A 15,711-nucleotide genomic window follows, 5' to 3' on the forward strand; every position below is an offset into this window, starting at 1 on the left:
CGGAGCGGCCGGAGCGGCCGGAGCTGACGGCGCCGGGCCGCGGCGGGGCTCAGCCGGTCACCGCGATGCGGAAGACCGGGTGGTCCCCGGCGGCGGCCCGGAGCTCGGCGTCGGTGGACTTCGCCGTGACGCCGTTGAAGAACCGGTTGACCTCCCAGCCCCACTTCTCCAGGTAGGCGCGCAGCACGGCCGCCTTCTCCGCCGGGTCGGTGAGCTCCGTGGCGGTGAAGGGGCGGACCTTGCGGCCCACGCGCAGCTCGCCGCCGCCCGCCACGCGCATGTTGCGGACCCACTGGGAGTGGCCGCGCGCCGAGACCAGGTACTGGGCGCCCTCGAAGGTGTGCGGGTTGACCGGGATCCGCTGCATCGTGCCGGAGGTGCGGCCGCGCACCGACAGTTCCGCCGTGCCGGCCAGGCTGATACCGAGGCGGGCGAGCTTGCCGAAGAGCGCGTTGAAACGGGTTTCGAGCGGGCCGGCCTGGATGTAGTGCGGGGTGGACGCGTTCACGGTGGCCTCCGGGGCGATGACGGGCTGCGTTTCCGAGAGCACTGCTCTCGCTTGAGACCAGTGTGCACGGAGCGGTGCACCAAAGCAAGAGCAGTGCTCTCGTTAATGAGCGCCGCTCCCGTTTTTGTGCACTGCTCCGCTTGTATGCCACACTGATCCACATGAGCACCGTGCGTGGAGCCAGGGAACGTGCCCGTATCGAGGTCACCGCCGCCATCAAGGACGAGGCGCGCCGTCGTCTCGCCGACGAAGGCGCCGCCAAGCTGTCGCTGCGCGCCGTCGCCCGCGAGCTCGGCATGGTCTCCTCCGCCCTCTACCGCTACTTCCCGAGCCGTGACGAGCTCCTCACCGCGCTGATCATCGACGCGTACGACAGCGTGGGCGCGGCGGCCGAGGCGGCCGGCGCGGCCGCCCTCGCCGCCGGAGTCCCGCCGCGCGCCCGCTGGACCGCCGTCTGCGAGGCGTTCCGCGCCTGGGCGCTGGCGCACCCGCACGAGTACGCCCTCATCTACGGCTCCCCCGTCCCCGGCTACAGCGCGCCCCAGGAGACCATCGTCCCGGCCTCCCGCGTCGCCAATGTCCTCATCGGCATCGTCCGCTCCGCCCACGCGGGCCGCGGCCTCGCCCTGCCGCCGCTGCCCGCGACGCTGCGCGCCGAGGCCGACCGGATGACGGCCGACTTCGGCCTGGACCTGCCCCCGGAGGTGACCGCCGCCCTCGTCGCCGCCTGGGCGCAGCTCGCCGGTCTCGTCTCCTTCGAACTGTTCGGGCAGTTCGAGAACGTCGTCGAGGAGCGTGACGCCTTCTTCGCGCACGCCGCCGGTCAACTGGCGCACGCGGTGGGCCTTCCGGCGCTCTGACGCGGGGTCCACGAGCGACCCCGCGGGGATTCACGCGATGAGGTGACGAATCGTTTCTCTGTTCCTCCTGGCGATGTCAGCGGTTCCGGCCCGGCCGGCAGGGGGCGCACCTACTGTTCCTCGGGTCGTCCCCGCCGCCGCCGGAGGAACAGCCATGGCCCTGGCCCCCGCCCGCGCTCTGAAGGCCTTCTCCGCCGTCCTGGTGACCGCGGCGCTCGCCGCGCCCGCGCCGGCGGTGACCTCGCCGGCGGAGCCCCCGCCCTCCGCACCGTCCGCCGGGCGGTCCGCCGGATCCGGGCCGGCCGAGCCCGCCGCGGCCCGCACGCCCCGCGCGCCGGGGGTGCGCGGCCTGGAGATCGCCGTCCCCGCCTACGTCCGGGCCGACGACCCCGTGCTGGCCGAGCTCACCGCCACCGGCCCGGCCGCCTCCGTCGTCGTCCTCAACCCGGGCAACGGCGACGCCCCGTTCGACTCCTCCTGGCGCGCCCGCGCGGACGCCCTGCGCGCCGGCACCACCGCCACGGGCGAGCGGACGAAGGTCATCGGCTACGTCCACACCGACCACGGCGACCGCGACCCCGCCGCCGTCCGGGCCTCCGTGGACAACTACCTCAAGGCCCCCGACGGCCGGCTCCACGTCGACGGCATCTTCTTCGACGTCGTCAGCCGCGACTGCGGCCCCGCGAACGCCACCCGCGACCACTACGCCGCCCTGCGCCGCTACGTCCAGGACACGATGCACGCCGTGGACCCCGACGCCGCCGACCTCGTCGTCGACAACCCCGGTACCGCGACCGCCGACTGCTACCTCGAACCCGGCCACCGCACCGCCGACGTCTTCGTCACCTACGAGGGCACCTACGCGGCCTACACGGGCGGCGGCTGGCCCGGCGGCAACGTCTTCGACGCCACGGGCGGCTACCGCCCGGGCGCCGAACTCGACCCGAGCGGCACGGCCTTCTGGCACCTCGTCCACGACGTCCCCGACGCCACCGCCATGCGCGCCACCCTCGCCGCCGCCTTCGCGCGCGGCGCCGGCTACGCCTACGCGACCAGCGCGGCGATGCCCAACCCGTGGGACACGGCCCCCACTTGGCGCTTCGGCCCCGAGACCGGCCACGCGGCCACCCTCGGGTGACCCCGCAGGCCGGCCCGGCCACCGCCGGCCCGGCGGCCGGGCGGGCGGGCGGCGCAGCGTACGATCAGGTCCTCTCGGCGGGAGGGCGCGGACATGCCAGACGTATCCGTCCCCCGGCGGCCGGCCGGACCCGGCCGCGGCCGCCACCCCGGCACGGCGGCGGAGGCGTAGCGGTGGGCAGGATCAGGGACAGGCTGACCGGGACCGCCCACCCGCGCCCCGGTGTCGTACCGCGGCCGGCCGGGGAGGTACGCGCGGCGCTGCTCGCCGCCGGCGCCGACGGGCCCTTCACCGTGCGCGCGGCCACCCCGGAGGAGGGCGCCGACCTGGTCGCGGAGTGCACCGTCGCGGCCCTGGACCTTACCCTCAGGACCAGGATGCGGCTGGACGCCGGCGTGCACGCGGTCCGGGTCCTCGAAGAGCGGTGGGGGCCGGCGGCCGACGGCTCCGGCCGGGAGTACGGGCGCGGGCCGTCGGACATGGTGTACCGGCAGTGGGGGTTCGCCGAGGGGACGGACGGCGCCCGGCGGAAGGTGGAGACCTTCCGGTTCGGCACGCGCGACATGAGGGATCCCCTGCGGCGGGCCGTCCTCGGCGCCGGATGGACCTGGCGGGGCGTGCTGTTCCGCCTGTGACCGGCGCCGCGCGCGCCGCGTCGGACGCGCGGACGCGCGCGTCAGACGCGCGCCGTGTCCTGCCACAGGCGGGCCAGTGCCCCGTCGCCGGTGACGGCCGGGCCGGCCAGCGGGAGCCGGTTCCACAGGGCCGCGTACAGCCAGGAGGCCTCGCCGGTCAGCTCGCAGTCCACCGGGTCGCCCGTGTCGCCCCGCACCGTCCGCGCCGGCTCCTTCGACAGGTGCACCGTCCACACCGCACCCGTGTCCGCCGCCCGCACCCGCACCACCTTCGGCTCCTCGGTGCGCACCCGGCTGCGCGGCCGGGCGTGGAAGCCGGTCAGGAGCTCGTCCACCCCGTCCTCCGCGAACTCCGGGGTCACCTCGGAGAAGGCCGCGCCCCGCGCGGACTGCGCGTCGAAACGGTGCACGGTCGTCTCGTGCGCCTGGCGCCGCGCCCAGAACGCCAGCGGCGACGGCGCCGCCGTCGGCAGGAACGTCCAGCAGACGAGCTCCTCCGGGGCCTCCGTCAGGGCCCGTACCAGCTCCGCGTGCCCCTCCCGGAACCAGGCCAGCAGCTCGCCCCCCGCCAGCTCGGGCGCTTCGGGGAACGGCACCGGATCCACCAGGCCGCCCGTCACGAACCCCGCCGCCCAGCGGTGCACCGCCCCCGTGTGCCGCAGCAGACCGGTCACCCGCCACTCGGGACAGGTGGGCACCGGCGCGTCGGTGCCCGCCCGTTCGGCCTCGACGGCCAGCAGCTCGCCTTCCCGCGCGAGCGTCTCCACGTACTCGGTGATCTTCATGCCCCGAGTCTGCCAGCAGCCCCTGACAATGGAAGGGTGGACGGTGAACTCTTCCCGCGCGGGCGGACCGAGATCGCACCCGGCGCCGTGCACCTGCCCGACTGGCTCGGGCCCCGGCGCCAGCGCGAGCTCCTCGACGCCTGCCGCGCCTGGGCCCGCCCGCCCGCCGGACTGCGCACCGTCCGCACGCCCGGCGGCGGGACGATGTCCGCCCGGCAGGTGTGCCTCGGGCTGCACTGGTACCCGTACGGGTACGCGCCCACCGCCGTCGACGGAGACGGAGCCCCCGTCAAGCCGATGCCCGCCTGGCTCGCCGACCTGGGACGGCGGGCCGTCACCGACGCCTACGGGACACCCCCGCCGGCCGCCGAGGCGTACGACATCGCCCTGGTCAACTTCTACGCCGGCGACTCCCGCATGGGCATGCACCGGGACGCGGAGGAGCGCTCGCCCGCCCCGGTCGTCTCGCTCAGCCTGGGCGACGCCTGCGTCTTCCGCTTCGGCAACACCGCCTCGCGCGGACGCCCCTACCGGGACGTCGAGCTGCGCAGCGGGGACCTCTTCGTCTTCGGCGGCCCCAGCCGCCTCGCCTACCACGGCGTGCCCAAGGTCCTGCCCGGTACGGCCCCGCCCGGGCTGGGGCTGACCGGCCGCCTGAACATCACCCTGCGGGTCGGCGGTCTCGGTCCCGTGTAGCCGCTGCGCTCCCGGCCTCCCGATCATGCGAGGATCCATGCATGAACGGCAACGGCGCCCCGCCGGGGGTGGGGGACGAGAACACGGCGTCGACGGCCCGCACGGCTTCAGCGGCCCCCGCGGCTTCCCCGGCCTCCGCAGCCCCCGCGGCTTCCACGAAGAACAAGCTGGAGCGGGGCCGCAGCGCCCTGGGCCCCGCGCTGGAGCTCGTCCACACCGGCCGGGCCCCGACGCGCGCGGTCCTGACGGCCGAGCTGGGCGTCACCCGGGCCACCGCCGGAGCCGTCGCCGCCGAGCTGGAGGCCCTCGGCCTGATCCGCGTCGACTCCCGCCCGGGCGGCGCGGGCGGCGCCCAGGGCCGCCCCTCGCACCGCCTCGCCGTCGACGAGAACGGCCCCGTGGCGCTGGCCGCGCAGGTGCACTCGGACGGGTTCCGGGCCGCGCTCGTCGGCCTCGGCGGGCGGATCGTGGCCACCGCCCCCGGCAAGGTCACCGTCTCCGCCGACCCGGCCCAGGTGCTCGGCGCGGTCGTCGGCGCGGGCGCGGAGCTGCTCGAAGCGTCGGGCCGGCGCTGCATCGGCGCCGGCCTCGCGGTGCCCTCGGCGGTCGCCGAGCCCGACGGCACGGCCCTGAACCCGCTGCACCTGGCCTGGCCGGCCGGGTCTCCCGTCCGGGCCATCTTCGCGGAGTGCGTGAAGGCCGCCGGGATCGACGGACCGGCCCTGACCGGCAACGACGTCAACCTCGCCGCGCTCGCCGAGCACCGCCACGGCGCGGGCCGCAGCGCCCAGCACCTGCTCTGCGTGGCCACCGGCCACCGCGGAGTCGGCGGCGCGCTGGTCCTGGACGGCCGGCTGCACAGCGGCAGCTCCGGCCTGGCCCTGGAGGTCGGCCACCTCACCGTCAACCCCGAGGGACGCCCCTGTTACTGCGGCAGCCGGGGCTGCCTGGACGTGGAAGCCGACCCGCTGGCCTTCCTCACCGCGGCGGGCCGCACGCCCGGCCCCGAGGTGTCGCTGCTCCAGCAGGCCCGCGACCTGCTGCGCGCCGAGTACGCGCAGCCTTCGGTACGGGCGGCCGCCGAGGAACTCATCGACCGGCTCGGGCTGGGCCTGGCGGGCCTGGTCAACATCCTCAACCCGGACCGGATCATCCTCGGCGGACTCCACCGCGAGCTGCTGTACGCGGACCCGGAGCGGCTGCGCGCCGTGGTCGCGGACCGCAGCCTGTGGGGGCGCAGCGGGGGCGTGCCGATCCTGCCGTGCACCCTCGACCACAACAGCCTCGTCGGGGCGGCCGAGCTGGCCTGGCAGCCGGTGCTGGACGATCCGCTGGGGACGCTGGGCGCGGCGGCCTGAGCCGTACCGGCCCCGGGGCGGCGGGACGGTCCCGGGTGCGTCACCCGGGCCCGGTACCGGCCGGCACCGGCGCCGGCACGCCCGTCACGACGGGCTGTGCGTCCACGGCGCCGATCACCGCCCGGGCGGGCTCCCGTACGGGCGTCTTCACGCCGATACGGACCGTGTGCGGCGGCGCCGCCGGCGCGGGCGCGGCCCGCAGGGAGAACCAGACCACCTTGCCGGGTCCGTCCGGCCGGTGGCGGGCACCCCACGCCTCGCTCACGGCCTCCACGAGCGCCAGCCCGCGACCGCATGTCTCCAGGCCATCGGCCTCGCGCCGGACGGGCAGCCGCGGATCGCTGTCGTGGACGGAGACGGTGAGCAGCCCGAAGCGGAGTTCGATCTCGACCGTACAGACCTTGTCGGGCTGCGCGTGGCGGTGGACGTTGCTCAGCAGCTCCGTCACGCCGAGCGCAGCCCGGTCTATGAGCGGGTCGAGCCGCCAGTGGCGCAATTGGGCGGAGACGATCCTGCGGACCTGGCCGATCCGCGCGGGCTGGGCCTGCAGTTCCACGACGCAGTGCCTGCGGGAATGTGTGATCACGGCTGCGACTCCCCGACATCAGTGTTACGGGTGCTGCACCCTCGGTGACGCACTCTCCAGGGTCACCCACGGTCGCGCCGTCTGCAACCGAACGCGACCGAAAGCGATCCGCATAGAAACCCAAAGTGACTGTTTGCGCAGGTGAGGGGGGTACATTTCGAAAGGAGGGGGCCATGGAACGGACAAAGGAGCAAGGCGCATGAGCACCACCGGCACCACCGGTACGACGGCCTCGAACACGGCCGCGGTGACGACCACCGTCGACGTCGACCGCAGCGACGCCGCCTACCGCGCCTGGCTCAAAGAAGCCGTGCGCAAGGTCCAGGCGGACGCCAACCGCAGCGCCGACACCCACCTGCTGCGCTTCCCGCTGCCCGAGGCCTGGGGCATCGACCTCTACCTCAAGGACGAGTCCACGCACCCGACGGGCTCCCTGAAGCACCGCCTCGCGCGCTCGCTGTTCCTGTACGCGCTGTGCAACGGCTGGATCCGCCCCGGACGCCCCGTCATCGAGGCCTCCAGCGGCTCGACCGCCGTCTCCGAGGCCTACTTCGCCAAGCTCATCGGCGTGCCCTTCATCGCCGTCATGCCGCGCACCACCAGCCCGGAGAAGTGCCGGCTCATCGAATTCCACGGCGGCGCATGCCACTTCGTCGACGACTCCATGAAGATGTACGAGGAGTCCGCCGACCTCGCCGCCCGCACCGGCGGCCACTACATGGACCAGTTCACGTACGCGGAGCGGGCCACCGACTGGCGCGGCAACAACAACATCGCCGAGTCGATGTACCAGCAGCTGCGCCTGGAGCGCTATCCCGAGCCCGCCTGGATCGTGGCCACCGCCGGCACCGGCGGCACCTCCGCGACGATCGCGCGCTACGTCCACTACATGCAGCACGACACCCGCATCTGCGTCCCGGACCCGGAGAACTCCTGTTTCTTCGACGGCTGGACGCGCCACGACCCGCACGCGAGCAGCGACTGCGGCTCCCGCATCGAGGGCATCGGGCGGCCGCGGATGGAGCCGAGCTTCGTGCCGGGCGCCATCGACCGCATGATGAAGGTCCCGGACGCGGCGAGCGTCGCCGCCTGCCGCGCCCTCGAACAGGCCATAGGACGCAAGGCCGGCGGCTCCACGGGCACCGGTCTGTGGAGCGCCCTGAAGATCGTCTCCGAGATGGTGGCGGAGGGCCGCACGGGCAGCGTCGTCACCCTGCTCTGCGACCCGGGTGACCGCTACCTCGACAAGTACTACTCGGACGAGTGGCTGGCGGCCCAGGGCCTGGACATCGCCCCGTACGCGAAGACGATCGAGACGCTGCTGGACACCGGAGCCTGGCGCGAGCCCCAGTCCTGACCGAGGAACCTGACCGAGGAACCTGACCGGCGGCCCGGGGGTCAGCCGCGGGCCGGGGCCGCCGACAGCCGTGCGTCGAGGGTGCGCACCGCCGTACGGAAGGAGTGGCCGAGCCCCGGTCGGGCGGCGGCCAGCGCCAGGCGCAGGGGGGCCGGGCCGTCGGCGGCGAAGGTCCAGCGGACGAGGGTGCCGGGGGAGCGTTCGCCGGGGGAGTGCGGCCCGGCGGCCGGGGCCAGCAGCCACTCCTCCAACAGGGCGTGCAGCCCGGGTGCGTTGGTCCGGTCGACCCGGTAGGCGTAGCGCCGCGAGGCCTCCGCGGCCACGACCGTCTCCTGGAACCTGACCCCGCCCCGCAGCCTGACCTCCCGGCCCGCGCCGCCCCCGGTGGGCCGGGCCAGCGTCACCGCCCCGAACCAGGCCGGCCAGCCGGTCACCTCCTCCGCGAGCGCCCGGTACAGCGCCTCGGGCGCCGCCGCCGCCCGGGCCGTGAACACCAGCCGCGTCGGAGCCTGTTCGAGGAAGTCCAGCCCCACGGGGCGGAGTCGGCGGACCATGGCGTTACCCCCTGTGGGCGGTTCGGTGACGGCGGCGTTGCGTCCGACACCCTATCTGTCACGCCATCAGATGTCCTCGCCGTAAAGGTGGTTGTGCGGTACGCGACGTCCTCGCGGGTGCGGCACCGCCACAGGAGGCGGTCGCTCCGTCCCCGGTGAGGCCGCGTTCACGCGAACGGGGCCTGGGCAGGGCCGTCGTGGCGCGGGATGCTGGAAGCGGCCCTGCACCGCCGCGCGCGGGCCCGACGCACCGCCCTCCCCGGGGAGGCCCCATGCCGCAGCCCGCCGCACCCGACGCGGTCCCGCCGCCCGGGGTGCAGCACGCCGCCCCGCCGCTGTCGGCGGCGCCGCGGTCCGCACCGCCGCTCGCACCGCCGCAGGCGGCACCGCTCGCGCTCGAACTGTTCGTGCACGGGGTCGCCGGAGCCGCCCCCGGTGAGCTGCTCCGCGATCCGCATCCCGTCCGGGTGACGGGTGACTCCACGGCCGCCGTCTTCCGCCGGGCCGAGGACGCCGACGCCGAGGCCCACCCCGAGCGCTACGCCGGTCGGCCCGTCCCCGAGGCCTACTGCTGGTCCCGGCTCACCTCCGGCAACGGCACCCGTGCGCTGTGGCTGCTGCTCCTGCCGTTCATGGTGGCCAACCTCGCCCACTGGGCGCGGCCCGCCACCGCCCCCGCCCCCGCCGGGCGACCGCAGCGGGCGGTGCGCGGGTACGGGCTCCTCGTGCGGCTCCTCGCCCTCAGCCTCACCGTGCTGCTCGTGGCGGCCGCCTGCGAGGTGGCGCTCGACCTCCTCGCGTGGCAGTGCGCGGGCGCCCGCGTCTGCACGGGGTCCCGGCCCTGGCTCGCCTTCCTGCGGCCCGGCGGCTGGTGGGCCCAGCCGGGCCGGCGGCTCGCGCTCGGCGCCCTCGTCCCGGCCGCGCTCACCGGACTCCTCTGGTTCCTGTCGGCCCGTACCTGGAGCGCGTACGAATCCCAGCCCCCGCCCTCCGCAGCCCCGCCCTCCGCAGCCCCGCCCTCCGCAGCCGCGCCCGACCCGGCCGGATCGTCCGCCCCGCCCAGCGCTGACCCGCACCGCGGTGACCCGCAGGGCGGCGGGCACGCGGACGCTCCGCTCGGGCGGGACGGGTTCTGGTACGGGCGGCGGATCGTGGCCCGGCTGCGGGCCGCGCACACCGCCGCCGGGCTGCTGACCGTGGCCCTCGCCGTCGCCGCCCCCGCCGCCCGCGAGGACCGCGGTTCCCCCGCCGCCCCCGCCGCCCTGATCGCCGCCGGCTGGGCGGTGCAGGGGCTGCTCGCCGCCGGGGCGGTGGCCGTCCTGTGGGTCGTGTGCCGGCGCGGCCGTACCGAGGACCGGCCCGACCACCGGCTCGACCGGGCCGCCGTCACCCTGCTGCCCGCCGCCGCCCTCGCGCTGCTCGCCGCCGCCCTCCTCTACGCCGGCTGGTCCCGTCCCGGCTGGACCTCGCGGGGCAGGCTCCCCGGCGACTTCGCCTTCGGGACGCTGATGCTCGCCCAGGGCGGCTGCGTCCTCGCCCTCGCCCTTTTCGCCCGCCGGCTCCACCGCCGGACGCCGACCCCGGGCGCCGTCCTCGGCGGGCTGGGCGGGCCGGCCGTCGCCCTGCTCGGCTGCGCGCTCGGCGGGGTGATGTCCGGCGGCGTCGCCCAGCGCGTCGCCGACTGGCTCGACGGCGCGGCCACCCCCGGCGCGCCCGGAGCCCCGCTGCCCGGGCCGCCCGTCCTGCTGTCCTGGCAGGCCGCCGTCCTCCCACCCCTGCTGCTCGCACTGGCGCTGGTCGCCGCCACCGCCGGGATCCGGGCCGCCGCGACACGCCGCACGGCCGCCGCCACCGTCGCCGCCGAATACCCCGGGGCGGTCCCCGACCCCGACCGCAGCCGGCGCATCGCCGGGGCGCGGGCCGCCGCCGCCCTGACCGACACCGCCCCCTGGTTCGTCGGCGCCGTCTGCGCGGTCACCCTGCTCCTCGGCGCCGGAGCCCTCGCCGGGGCCTGGGGGAGCGGGCAGGTCCCGGCCGAGGCGGCCCCGCACGCCCACCCGCTCCTCGCCGCCGCCGCCCGGGCCGCCCAGGACAGCGGATCCTGGCTCATCGGCCTCGGTATGGCCGCCTTCGTCGCCCTGGGCCGCCGCGCCTACCGCGACCCCGCCTCCCGCCGCACCATCGGCATCCTCTGGGACGTCGGCACCTTCTGGCCGCGCGCCGCCCACCCCTTCGCCCCGCCCTGCTACGCCGAGCGGGCCGTGCCCGACCTGACCTGGCGGATGACCGGCTGGACCGCCCGCACCGGCGGCCGACTCGTCATCTCCGGCCACTCCCAGGGCAGCGTGCTCGCGGCGGCCGCCGTCTGGCAGCTGCCGCCCGCGACCCGCCGCCGCGTCGCCCTCCTCACGTACGGGTCACCGCTGGCCCGGCTCTACGGCCGCTGGTTCCCCGCCTACTTCGGCCCCGGCCCGCTCGCCGCCCTGCACCGCGACCTCGACTGCTGGCGCAACCTGTGGCGGGCCACCGACCCCATCGGCGGGCCCGTCGGGGCCGGCGCCGACGCGGACGGTGCCGTCGACCGGGGACCCCTCGCCGACCCGGTCGCCTACGGGCGCGACCCCCTGCACCCGCTGCCCGCGCCGATCCTGCGCCACGGCGATTACCAGGCCGACCCGGCCTTCAGCGCCGAACGCGACGCGCTCCTGGCCCGCCTGGCCGCCGCCGGCACCGCCACCGCCGCCCGGACCGGCCCACGGCAGGACGCGGAGCTGCCCGTCCAGCGGATCAGCAAGGAGCCGGCAGCGCCGGCAGATCCTCGGGGAACAGCAGGGTGAGCTCGTCCGTGCCCGCCTCCGCCAGCTGCGCCACCCGGCTCGCGTGCCGCTCCACCATCGACTCGAAGGTCTGCCGGGCGGTCCGGCCGTTGCCGAACGCCGGGCCTTTGGGCAGCTCCGTGAAGTACTCCAGCAACGCCTTGCCGGTCCCCTCGCCCAGCCGGTACTCGTGCTCCTCCGCCTGCTGCTCCACGATCCGCAGCAGCTCCTGCGGCCCGTAGTCGCCGAAGGTGATGGTCCGTGAGAACCGCGACGCCACCCCCGGGTTGACGGTCAGGAACCGCTCCATCTCCGCCGTGTACCCGGCGACGATCACCACCACCGCGTCCCGGTGGTCCTCCATCAGCTTCACCAGCGTGTCGATCGCCTCGCGCCCGAAGTCCCGGCCCGAGTCCTCCGGCGCCAGCGCGTACGCCTCGTCGATGAACAGCACCCCGCCGCGCGCCCGCTCGAAGGCCTCCTGCGTACGGATGGCCGTGGACCCGATGTGCTCGCCGACCAGGTCCACCCGGGACACCTCCACCAGGTGGCCGCGCTCCAGCACCCCCAGCGAGGCGAGGATCTCCCCGTACAGCCGGGCGACCGTGGTCTTGCCGGTACCCGGGGAGCCCGTGAACACCAGGTGCCGGCGCACCGAGGCCGCCTTGAGGCCCGCCCGCCGCCGCCTGCGCCCCACCTCGATCATGTCCGTGAGCGCCCGCACCTCGCGCTTGACGCTGTCCAGCCCCACCAGGGCGTCCAGCTGCCCGAGCACCTCGTCCGCGGCCCGGCCGGCCCCGGCCGAGGTCTCGGGGCCACGGGCCTGCGGCATCGGAGCGGACGCCGGTGCGGGCGCCGCGGCCGGCTGCCCCACGACGGTCTGCGCGGCCGCCACCGTACGGATTCCGGGCCGCGCCCCGGCCGGTGCGGTGCCCGCCCCCGCCTCGGCGGTGAGGCGGGTCCCCGGCCCGTCGCCCGTACACCCCTCGACCAGCGGGCCGTCCTCCGCGAACTCGTAGCCCCCGCGCGCACAGCGCTCGGTGTGACAGCCGACGAGCGTGCTGCGGCAGCCGTCGAGGACGTGGAAGCCGAAGCCGGAACCGCCCGACACCCGGCAGTCCGTGAAGGTGCCCCGCCCGCCCGCCGACACGTAGAACCCGGCCTCGGCGGACGCGGTGACCGTGACCCGCTCCACGGCCGGGTCGGCGCCCTTGGTGACGATCACCCCGGTCTGCACCCCGTCGACGGTGCAGTCGCTCACGGTGCCGCCGCTGCCGTGGTCGCGGAACCACGCCCCGGTGCCCGCCTCCCGGATCCGGCAGTCCGCCAGCCGGGCGGTGGCGCCGTCGCTGACGGACACGGCGGTGTTGCGCACCTGGGCCAGATCGCTGTCGACCACGTCGGCGCGCGAACCCCGGTCCAGGACGAACACCGCGTCCGGCACGTCGTGCAGCCGGCAGGACTCCAGGGAGGCGGTGGCGCCGTCGCTGATCCACACCGCCGGGTAGTCGCCCGTGCTGTCGTGGATCTCGCAGGACTCGGCCTCGACGCGGGTCCCCGGGTCCCACACCGACAGGCCGTTGCGCCCGAACCGGCGGACCGTGGTGCGGCTGAGGGTCAGCACGGAGCGGGAGCGCAGGTCGACGGCGTTCTCCGGGATGTCGTGGATGTCGCAGCCGGCGAGCGAGAGCACGGCGTCGGTGTCGAGGGTGACCCCGTCGCCCGACGTGCGGTGCACCGAGCAGTCGGTGAGGCGGGCGGCGGCCCGCGCCGCGACCTGCACCCCGCTGCCCTTGATCTCGTACACCTCGCAGCCCAGCGCCTCCAGGCCCGAGCCCTCGCCGGTGACGGCGATGCCCGCGCCGACGGCGTGGTGGATCCGGCAGCGCTCCAGCCGGGGGTGCCCGCCGCGCACCGAGAACCCGGCCTGGCCGGCGGCGACGACCTCGCACTCCTCGAACACCCCGCCGCCGCCGTCCAGGACGGCGATGCCCACCCCGGCCGGGTTCTCCACCGTGCAGCGGCGCACCAGGGGACGGGCCCCGCCGCGCACCTCGATGCCGGACGCCGACCGGGTGTGCACGCGCAGGTCGCTGAACTCGGGGGAGCCTTCCTCGACGAGCAGCGCGGGCGCCGCCCGGTCCGCCCCCTCCAGATGGAGGTCCTGGACCACCGCCGAGGCGCGCACCGTGAGCGCGACCCCGTCCAGCGGGGCGATGCGCACCGAGCCGGCCGCCGCCCCCTCGGGCCCGCGCAGGGTCACGGCATGGCACAGCACCAGGTTCTCCCGGTAGGTGCCGGGGGCGACGGACAGCACGTCGCCGTCGCCCGCCACCGCGAGCGCCGCGCTCAGCGTCGGATACTCACCTGAACGCCGCCGCCACCGCGAGGCCCCGCCGTGCGTCACCTGGACCGTGCCCTGAGCCATCGTGCTGCCGTGCCCCCACCCTCGTACTCGCGCCGCCGGACGGGCCGGAGCGGCTGAAGCGGCCGCGGCCCCGCCCGGGCGCCGAAGCGGCCGGACGGGCCTGCTGCCCCACCGTAGCGCGCGCGGGGCCCGGGAGTTGCCAGGTCAGCTGCCCGCACCCGCCCGGCCCCAGTCGGGCCCGGCCGCCGCCCACGCCCGGTCCAGACGCGTGTACCGCCGATGCATGAGCCGGCGTACGACGAGCCGGCGGAGCGTCTCGGCGAGCGCGGCCGCCGTGAGCGCGGCGGCCAGCCCGGCCATGGCGGCGTGGAAGGACGCGGCCCCGGGATCGAGCGGCTGCCCCACGAGGCGGCCCCGGATGTCGGTCCATATCCGGAACCGGTCGCCCGGACGGGGCGGTTCCTCCGCCGCCGGGACCGCGCCCTCGTGCCGGGTGCCGTCGGGCGCGGTCCACGAGGCCACGATCGCGGTCCGCGCCGGTGCCGGCGCCGTCCGCTGTGCCGAGGGATCGGCGGCCGCGCCGGCCCGCGCTCCCGCCGCGGCCGCGGGCCGCACCACCACGGCCGGGACCAGGTACCTCTCCTGCCGCTGCTCGTGCGCGGCGCGCTGCAGGATCCCGTCCACCCGGAGGCCGGCGGCCCAGCCGACGGCCGGGGCCACCAGCAGCACGCACACCAGCGCGACCAGGGCCACCCACGCCTCGACGAGGTCGGTCGGCCTGCGCAGCGGATTGCGCCGCCAGCGCCACACACCCATTGCTGTCCGCACGGTCCGGCTCCCCCTGCCCATGCCAGTCTGCGTCTGTCCGCGCGCCCCAGCCTTCCGCATACCCGGAGGACGCGCATTCCGGGACGCGCGGGACGTCCGTCACCCGATCCGGTGCTCCTGCTCCGGCGGGGTGCCCGTTCGTCCCGCATGCTCCAACGGCCCCGCGCCGCCGGTTGGTTCCGGCGGACCCCGCGAGCCCCTCGAAGGTGTCAATCCGCCGCCTGCCCGTTCCGGCGGCCCCCATGCCCGTCGCGGTGGCCGCCGTGGTCAGCGGCGGGCCGGGTCGCGGCGCGAGGGGGCGGTGTCCCGGGCGGGCCGGGGGCGGGCTCACTCCAGGACGCGTACCTCGTCGCCCACGCGCACCGTGCCCGGGACGACCGGAACCAGCTGGCGCCCGAAGGCCAGCGACTTGCCGACGCGCCGGTGGCGGGCCAGGGTCTTGAGGGGTTCCCGGCCGCGTTCGGCCGTGGCCTGGTCCGTGGTGGTGACGATGCACCGCCCGCACTCGCGCACGCCCCGGAAGACGGCGTTGCCGATCGCGATGCGCCGCCAGCCGTCCTCGGCCCAGGCGTCCGTGCCCCCGCCGACCACCAGGTTGGGGCGGAATCGGTTCATCGGGAGCGGGCCCTCTTCGGGATGGTCGCCCTCGGCGATCAGGGCGTTGAGGGCGTCCAGCGAGGCGGTGGTGGCCAGCAGCACCGGATAGGCGTCGGCGAGGCTGACCGTCTCCCCGGGCAGGGCGTAGTCGGGGTCCACGGGCCGGCGCACGGCCGGGTCGTCGAGGTGGACCAGCCGCGCGGGCTGCCCCAGGAAGGCGCCGAGCCACTCGGCGGCGGCCGTCGAGGCGACCACCGTGTCGACCTTCTTGCCGAACAGCACGACCGGCTCCAGCGGGCCCGGCTCCGGCACCTCCACCACCAGCTCCGGCATGCCGGGTGCCGACAGCGCGATCCGGCCGCCGGCCAGCGGGCGCGCCGAGGCCAACGCCAGCCGCGCCTGCTGGCGTTGGGTGATGACGGCGCCCGCCGGATCGACCACGGCCCAGCGGCGGTCACCGGCCGGGCCCCAGGGCTCCACGACCATCTCGTCGGGAGCGGTCCCCGCCACCGATTTGACGGGATGGACGTGGAGGGACCGGACGTACAAGTTCGACATGGGGGCATCTTGCCAGCCGCCCGCGCCGGCGCCCCAGCCCGTTTCGCGCAGGGCGCAGTGTCCCGGC

The 15,711-nt window shown here is 76.3% G+C and carries 14 protein-coding genes; 7 read left to right on the top strand and 7 right to left on the bottom strand.

The window, feature by feature from the left end:
• Positions 1–49: 49 nt before the first annotated feature.
• Positions 50–550 carry a nitroreductase/quinone reductase family protein gene (locus ACZ5NJ_RS09790; protein ID WP_468764183.1) on the bottom strand — a complete coding sequence of 167 codons (501 nt, stop codon included), beginning with the start codon at positions 548–550 and terminating at the stop codon, positions 50–52.
• A gap of 119 nt (positions 551–669) precedes the next feature.
• On the opposite strand from ACZ5NJ_RS09790, the gene ACZ5NJ_RS09795 reads away from it, so the two are divergent.
• The 3 genes from ACZ5NJ_RS09795 (at position 670) to ACZ5NJ_RS09805 (ending at position 3,141) form a co-directional block, all read left to right on the top strand.
• Positions 670–1,368 carry a TetR/AcrR family transcriptional regulator gene (locus tag ACZ5NJ_RS09795; RefSeq protein ID WP_468764184.1) on the top strand — a complete coding sequence of 233 codons (699 nt, stop codon included), beginning with the start codon at positions 670–672 and terminating at the stop codon, positions 1,366–1,368.
• Positions 1,369–1,522: 154 nt separating this feature from the next.
• Positions 1,523–2,506, top strand: coding sequence for a spherulation-specific family 4 protein (locus tag ACZ5NJ_RS09800; RefSeq protein WP_468764185.1), 984 nt, complete (start codon positions 1,523–1,525; stop codon positions 2,504–2,506).
• A gap of 173 nt (positions 2,507–2,679) precedes the next feature.
• On the top strand, positions 2,680–3,141 hold the full coding sequence (locus tag ACZ5NJ_RS09805; protein ID WP_468764186.1) for a hypothetical protein: 462 nt from the start codon (positions 2,680–2,682) through the stop codon (positions 3,139–3,141).
• 41 nt (positions 3,142–3,182) lie between these two features.
• Here ACZ5NJ_RS09805 and ACZ5NJ_RS09810 read toward each other — a convergent pair whose 3' ends face one another.
• Complete coding sequence (locus tag ACZ5NJ_RS09810) at positions 3,183–3,926, bottom strand: maleylpyruvate isomerase family mycothiol-dependent enzyme (RefSeq protein WP_468764187.1); 744 nt, start codon at positions 3,924–3,926, stop codon at positions 3,183–3,185.
• A 36-nt stretch (positions 3,927–3,962) separates the two neighbouring features.
• Between ACZ5NJ_RS09810 and ACZ5NJ_RS09815 the strand changes: the two genes are divergently transcribed.
• Together ACZ5NJ_RS09815 and ACZ5NJ_RS09820 are read left to right on the top strand one after the other, a co-directional pair.
• Complete coding sequence (locus tag ACZ5NJ_RS09815; protein WP_468764188.1) at positions 3,963–4,622, top strand: alpha-ketoglutarate-dependent dioxygenase AlkB family protein; 660 nt, start codon at positions 3,963–3,965, stop codon at positions 4,620–4,622.
• 41 nt (positions 4,623–4,663) lie between these two features.
• On the top strand, positions 4,664–5,980 hold the full coding sequence (locus ACZ5NJ_RS09820) for an ROK family transcriptional regulator (RefSeq protein WP_468764189.1): 1,317 nt from the start codon (positions 4,664–4,666) through the stop codon (positions 5,978–5,980).
• Positions 5,981–6,020: 40 nt separating this feature from the next.
• Here the strand turns inward: ACZ5NJ_RS09820 and ACZ5NJ_RS09825 are convergent, their stop codons facing one another.
• The gene (locus ACZ5NJ_RS09825; RefSeq protein WP_468764190.1) at positions 6,021–6,566 is read right to left on the bottom strand and encodes an ATP-binding protein; all 546 of its coding nucleotides are present in this window, start codon (positions 6,564–6,566) and stop codon (positions 6,021–6,023) included.
• A 199-nt stretch (positions 6,567–6,765) separates the two neighbouring features.
• Here ACZ5NJ_RS09825 and ACZ5NJ_RS09830 point away from each other — a divergent pair, with 199 nt between their 5' ends.
• Positions 6,766–7,923 carry a PLP-dependent cysteine synthase family protein gene (locus tag ACZ5NJ_RS09830; protein ID WP_468764191.1) on the top strand — a complete coding sequence of 386 codons (1,158 nt, stop codon included), beginning with the start codon at positions 6,766–6,768 and terminating at the stop codon, positions 7,921–7,923.
• Positions 7,924–7,964: 41 nt separating this feature from the next.
• On the opposite strand, the gene ACZ5NJ_RS09835 is transcribed toward ACZ5NJ_RS09830, so the two are convergent.
• Positions 7,965–8,477 (bottom strand): SRPBCC family protein, encoded by a 513-nt coding sequence (locus ACZ5NJ_RS09835; RefSeq protein WP_468764192.1) that lies wholly within the window; start codon positions 8,475–8,477, stop codon positions 7,965–7,967.
• A gap of 272 nt (positions 8,478–8,749) precedes the next feature.
• On the opposite strand from ACZ5NJ_RS09835, the gene ACZ5NJ_RS09840 reads away from it, so the two are divergent.
• The gene (locus ACZ5NJ_RS09840; protein WP_468764193.1) at positions 8,750–11,314 is read left to right on the top strand and encodes a hypothetical protein; all 2,565 of its coding nucleotides are present in this window, start codon (positions 8,750–8,752) and stop codon (positions 11,312–11,314) included.
• On the opposite strand, the gene ACZ5NJ_RS09845 is transcribed toward ACZ5NJ_RS09840, so the two are convergent.
• From ACZ5NJ_RS09845 to ACZ5NJ_RS09855, 3 genes are all read right to left on the bottom strand, one after another.
• Positions 11,265–13,721: a right-handed parallel beta-helix repeat-containing protein gene (locus ACZ5NJ_RS09845; RefSeq protein ID WP_468764194.1), complete on the bottom strand. Its 2,457-nt coding sequence runs from the start codon at positions 13,719–13,721 to the stop codon at positions 11,265–11,267. The two genes, ACZ5NJ_RS09840 and ACZ5NJ_RS09845, sit on opposite strands and share 50 nt — an antisense overlap.
• A gap of 144 nt (positions 13,722–13,865) precedes the next feature.
• Positions 13,866–14,489 (bottom strand): Rv1733c family protein, encoded by a 624-nt coding sequence (locus tag ACZ5NJ_RS09850; RefSeq protein ID WP_468764195.1) that lies wholly within the window; start codon positions 14,487–14,489, stop codon positions 13,866–13,868.
• Positions 14,490–14,816: 327 nt separating this feature from the next.
• Positions 14,817–15,644 carry an MOSC domain-containing protein gene (locus ACZ5NJ_RS09855; protein WP_468764196.1) on the bottom strand — a complete coding sequence of 276 codons (828 nt, stop codon included), beginning with the start codon at positions 15,642–15,644 and terminating at the stop codon, positions 14,817–14,819.
• Positions 15,645–15,711: the final 67 nt, after the last annotated feature.

Source organism: Streptomyces sp. NPDC032091 (assembly GCF_055580265.1).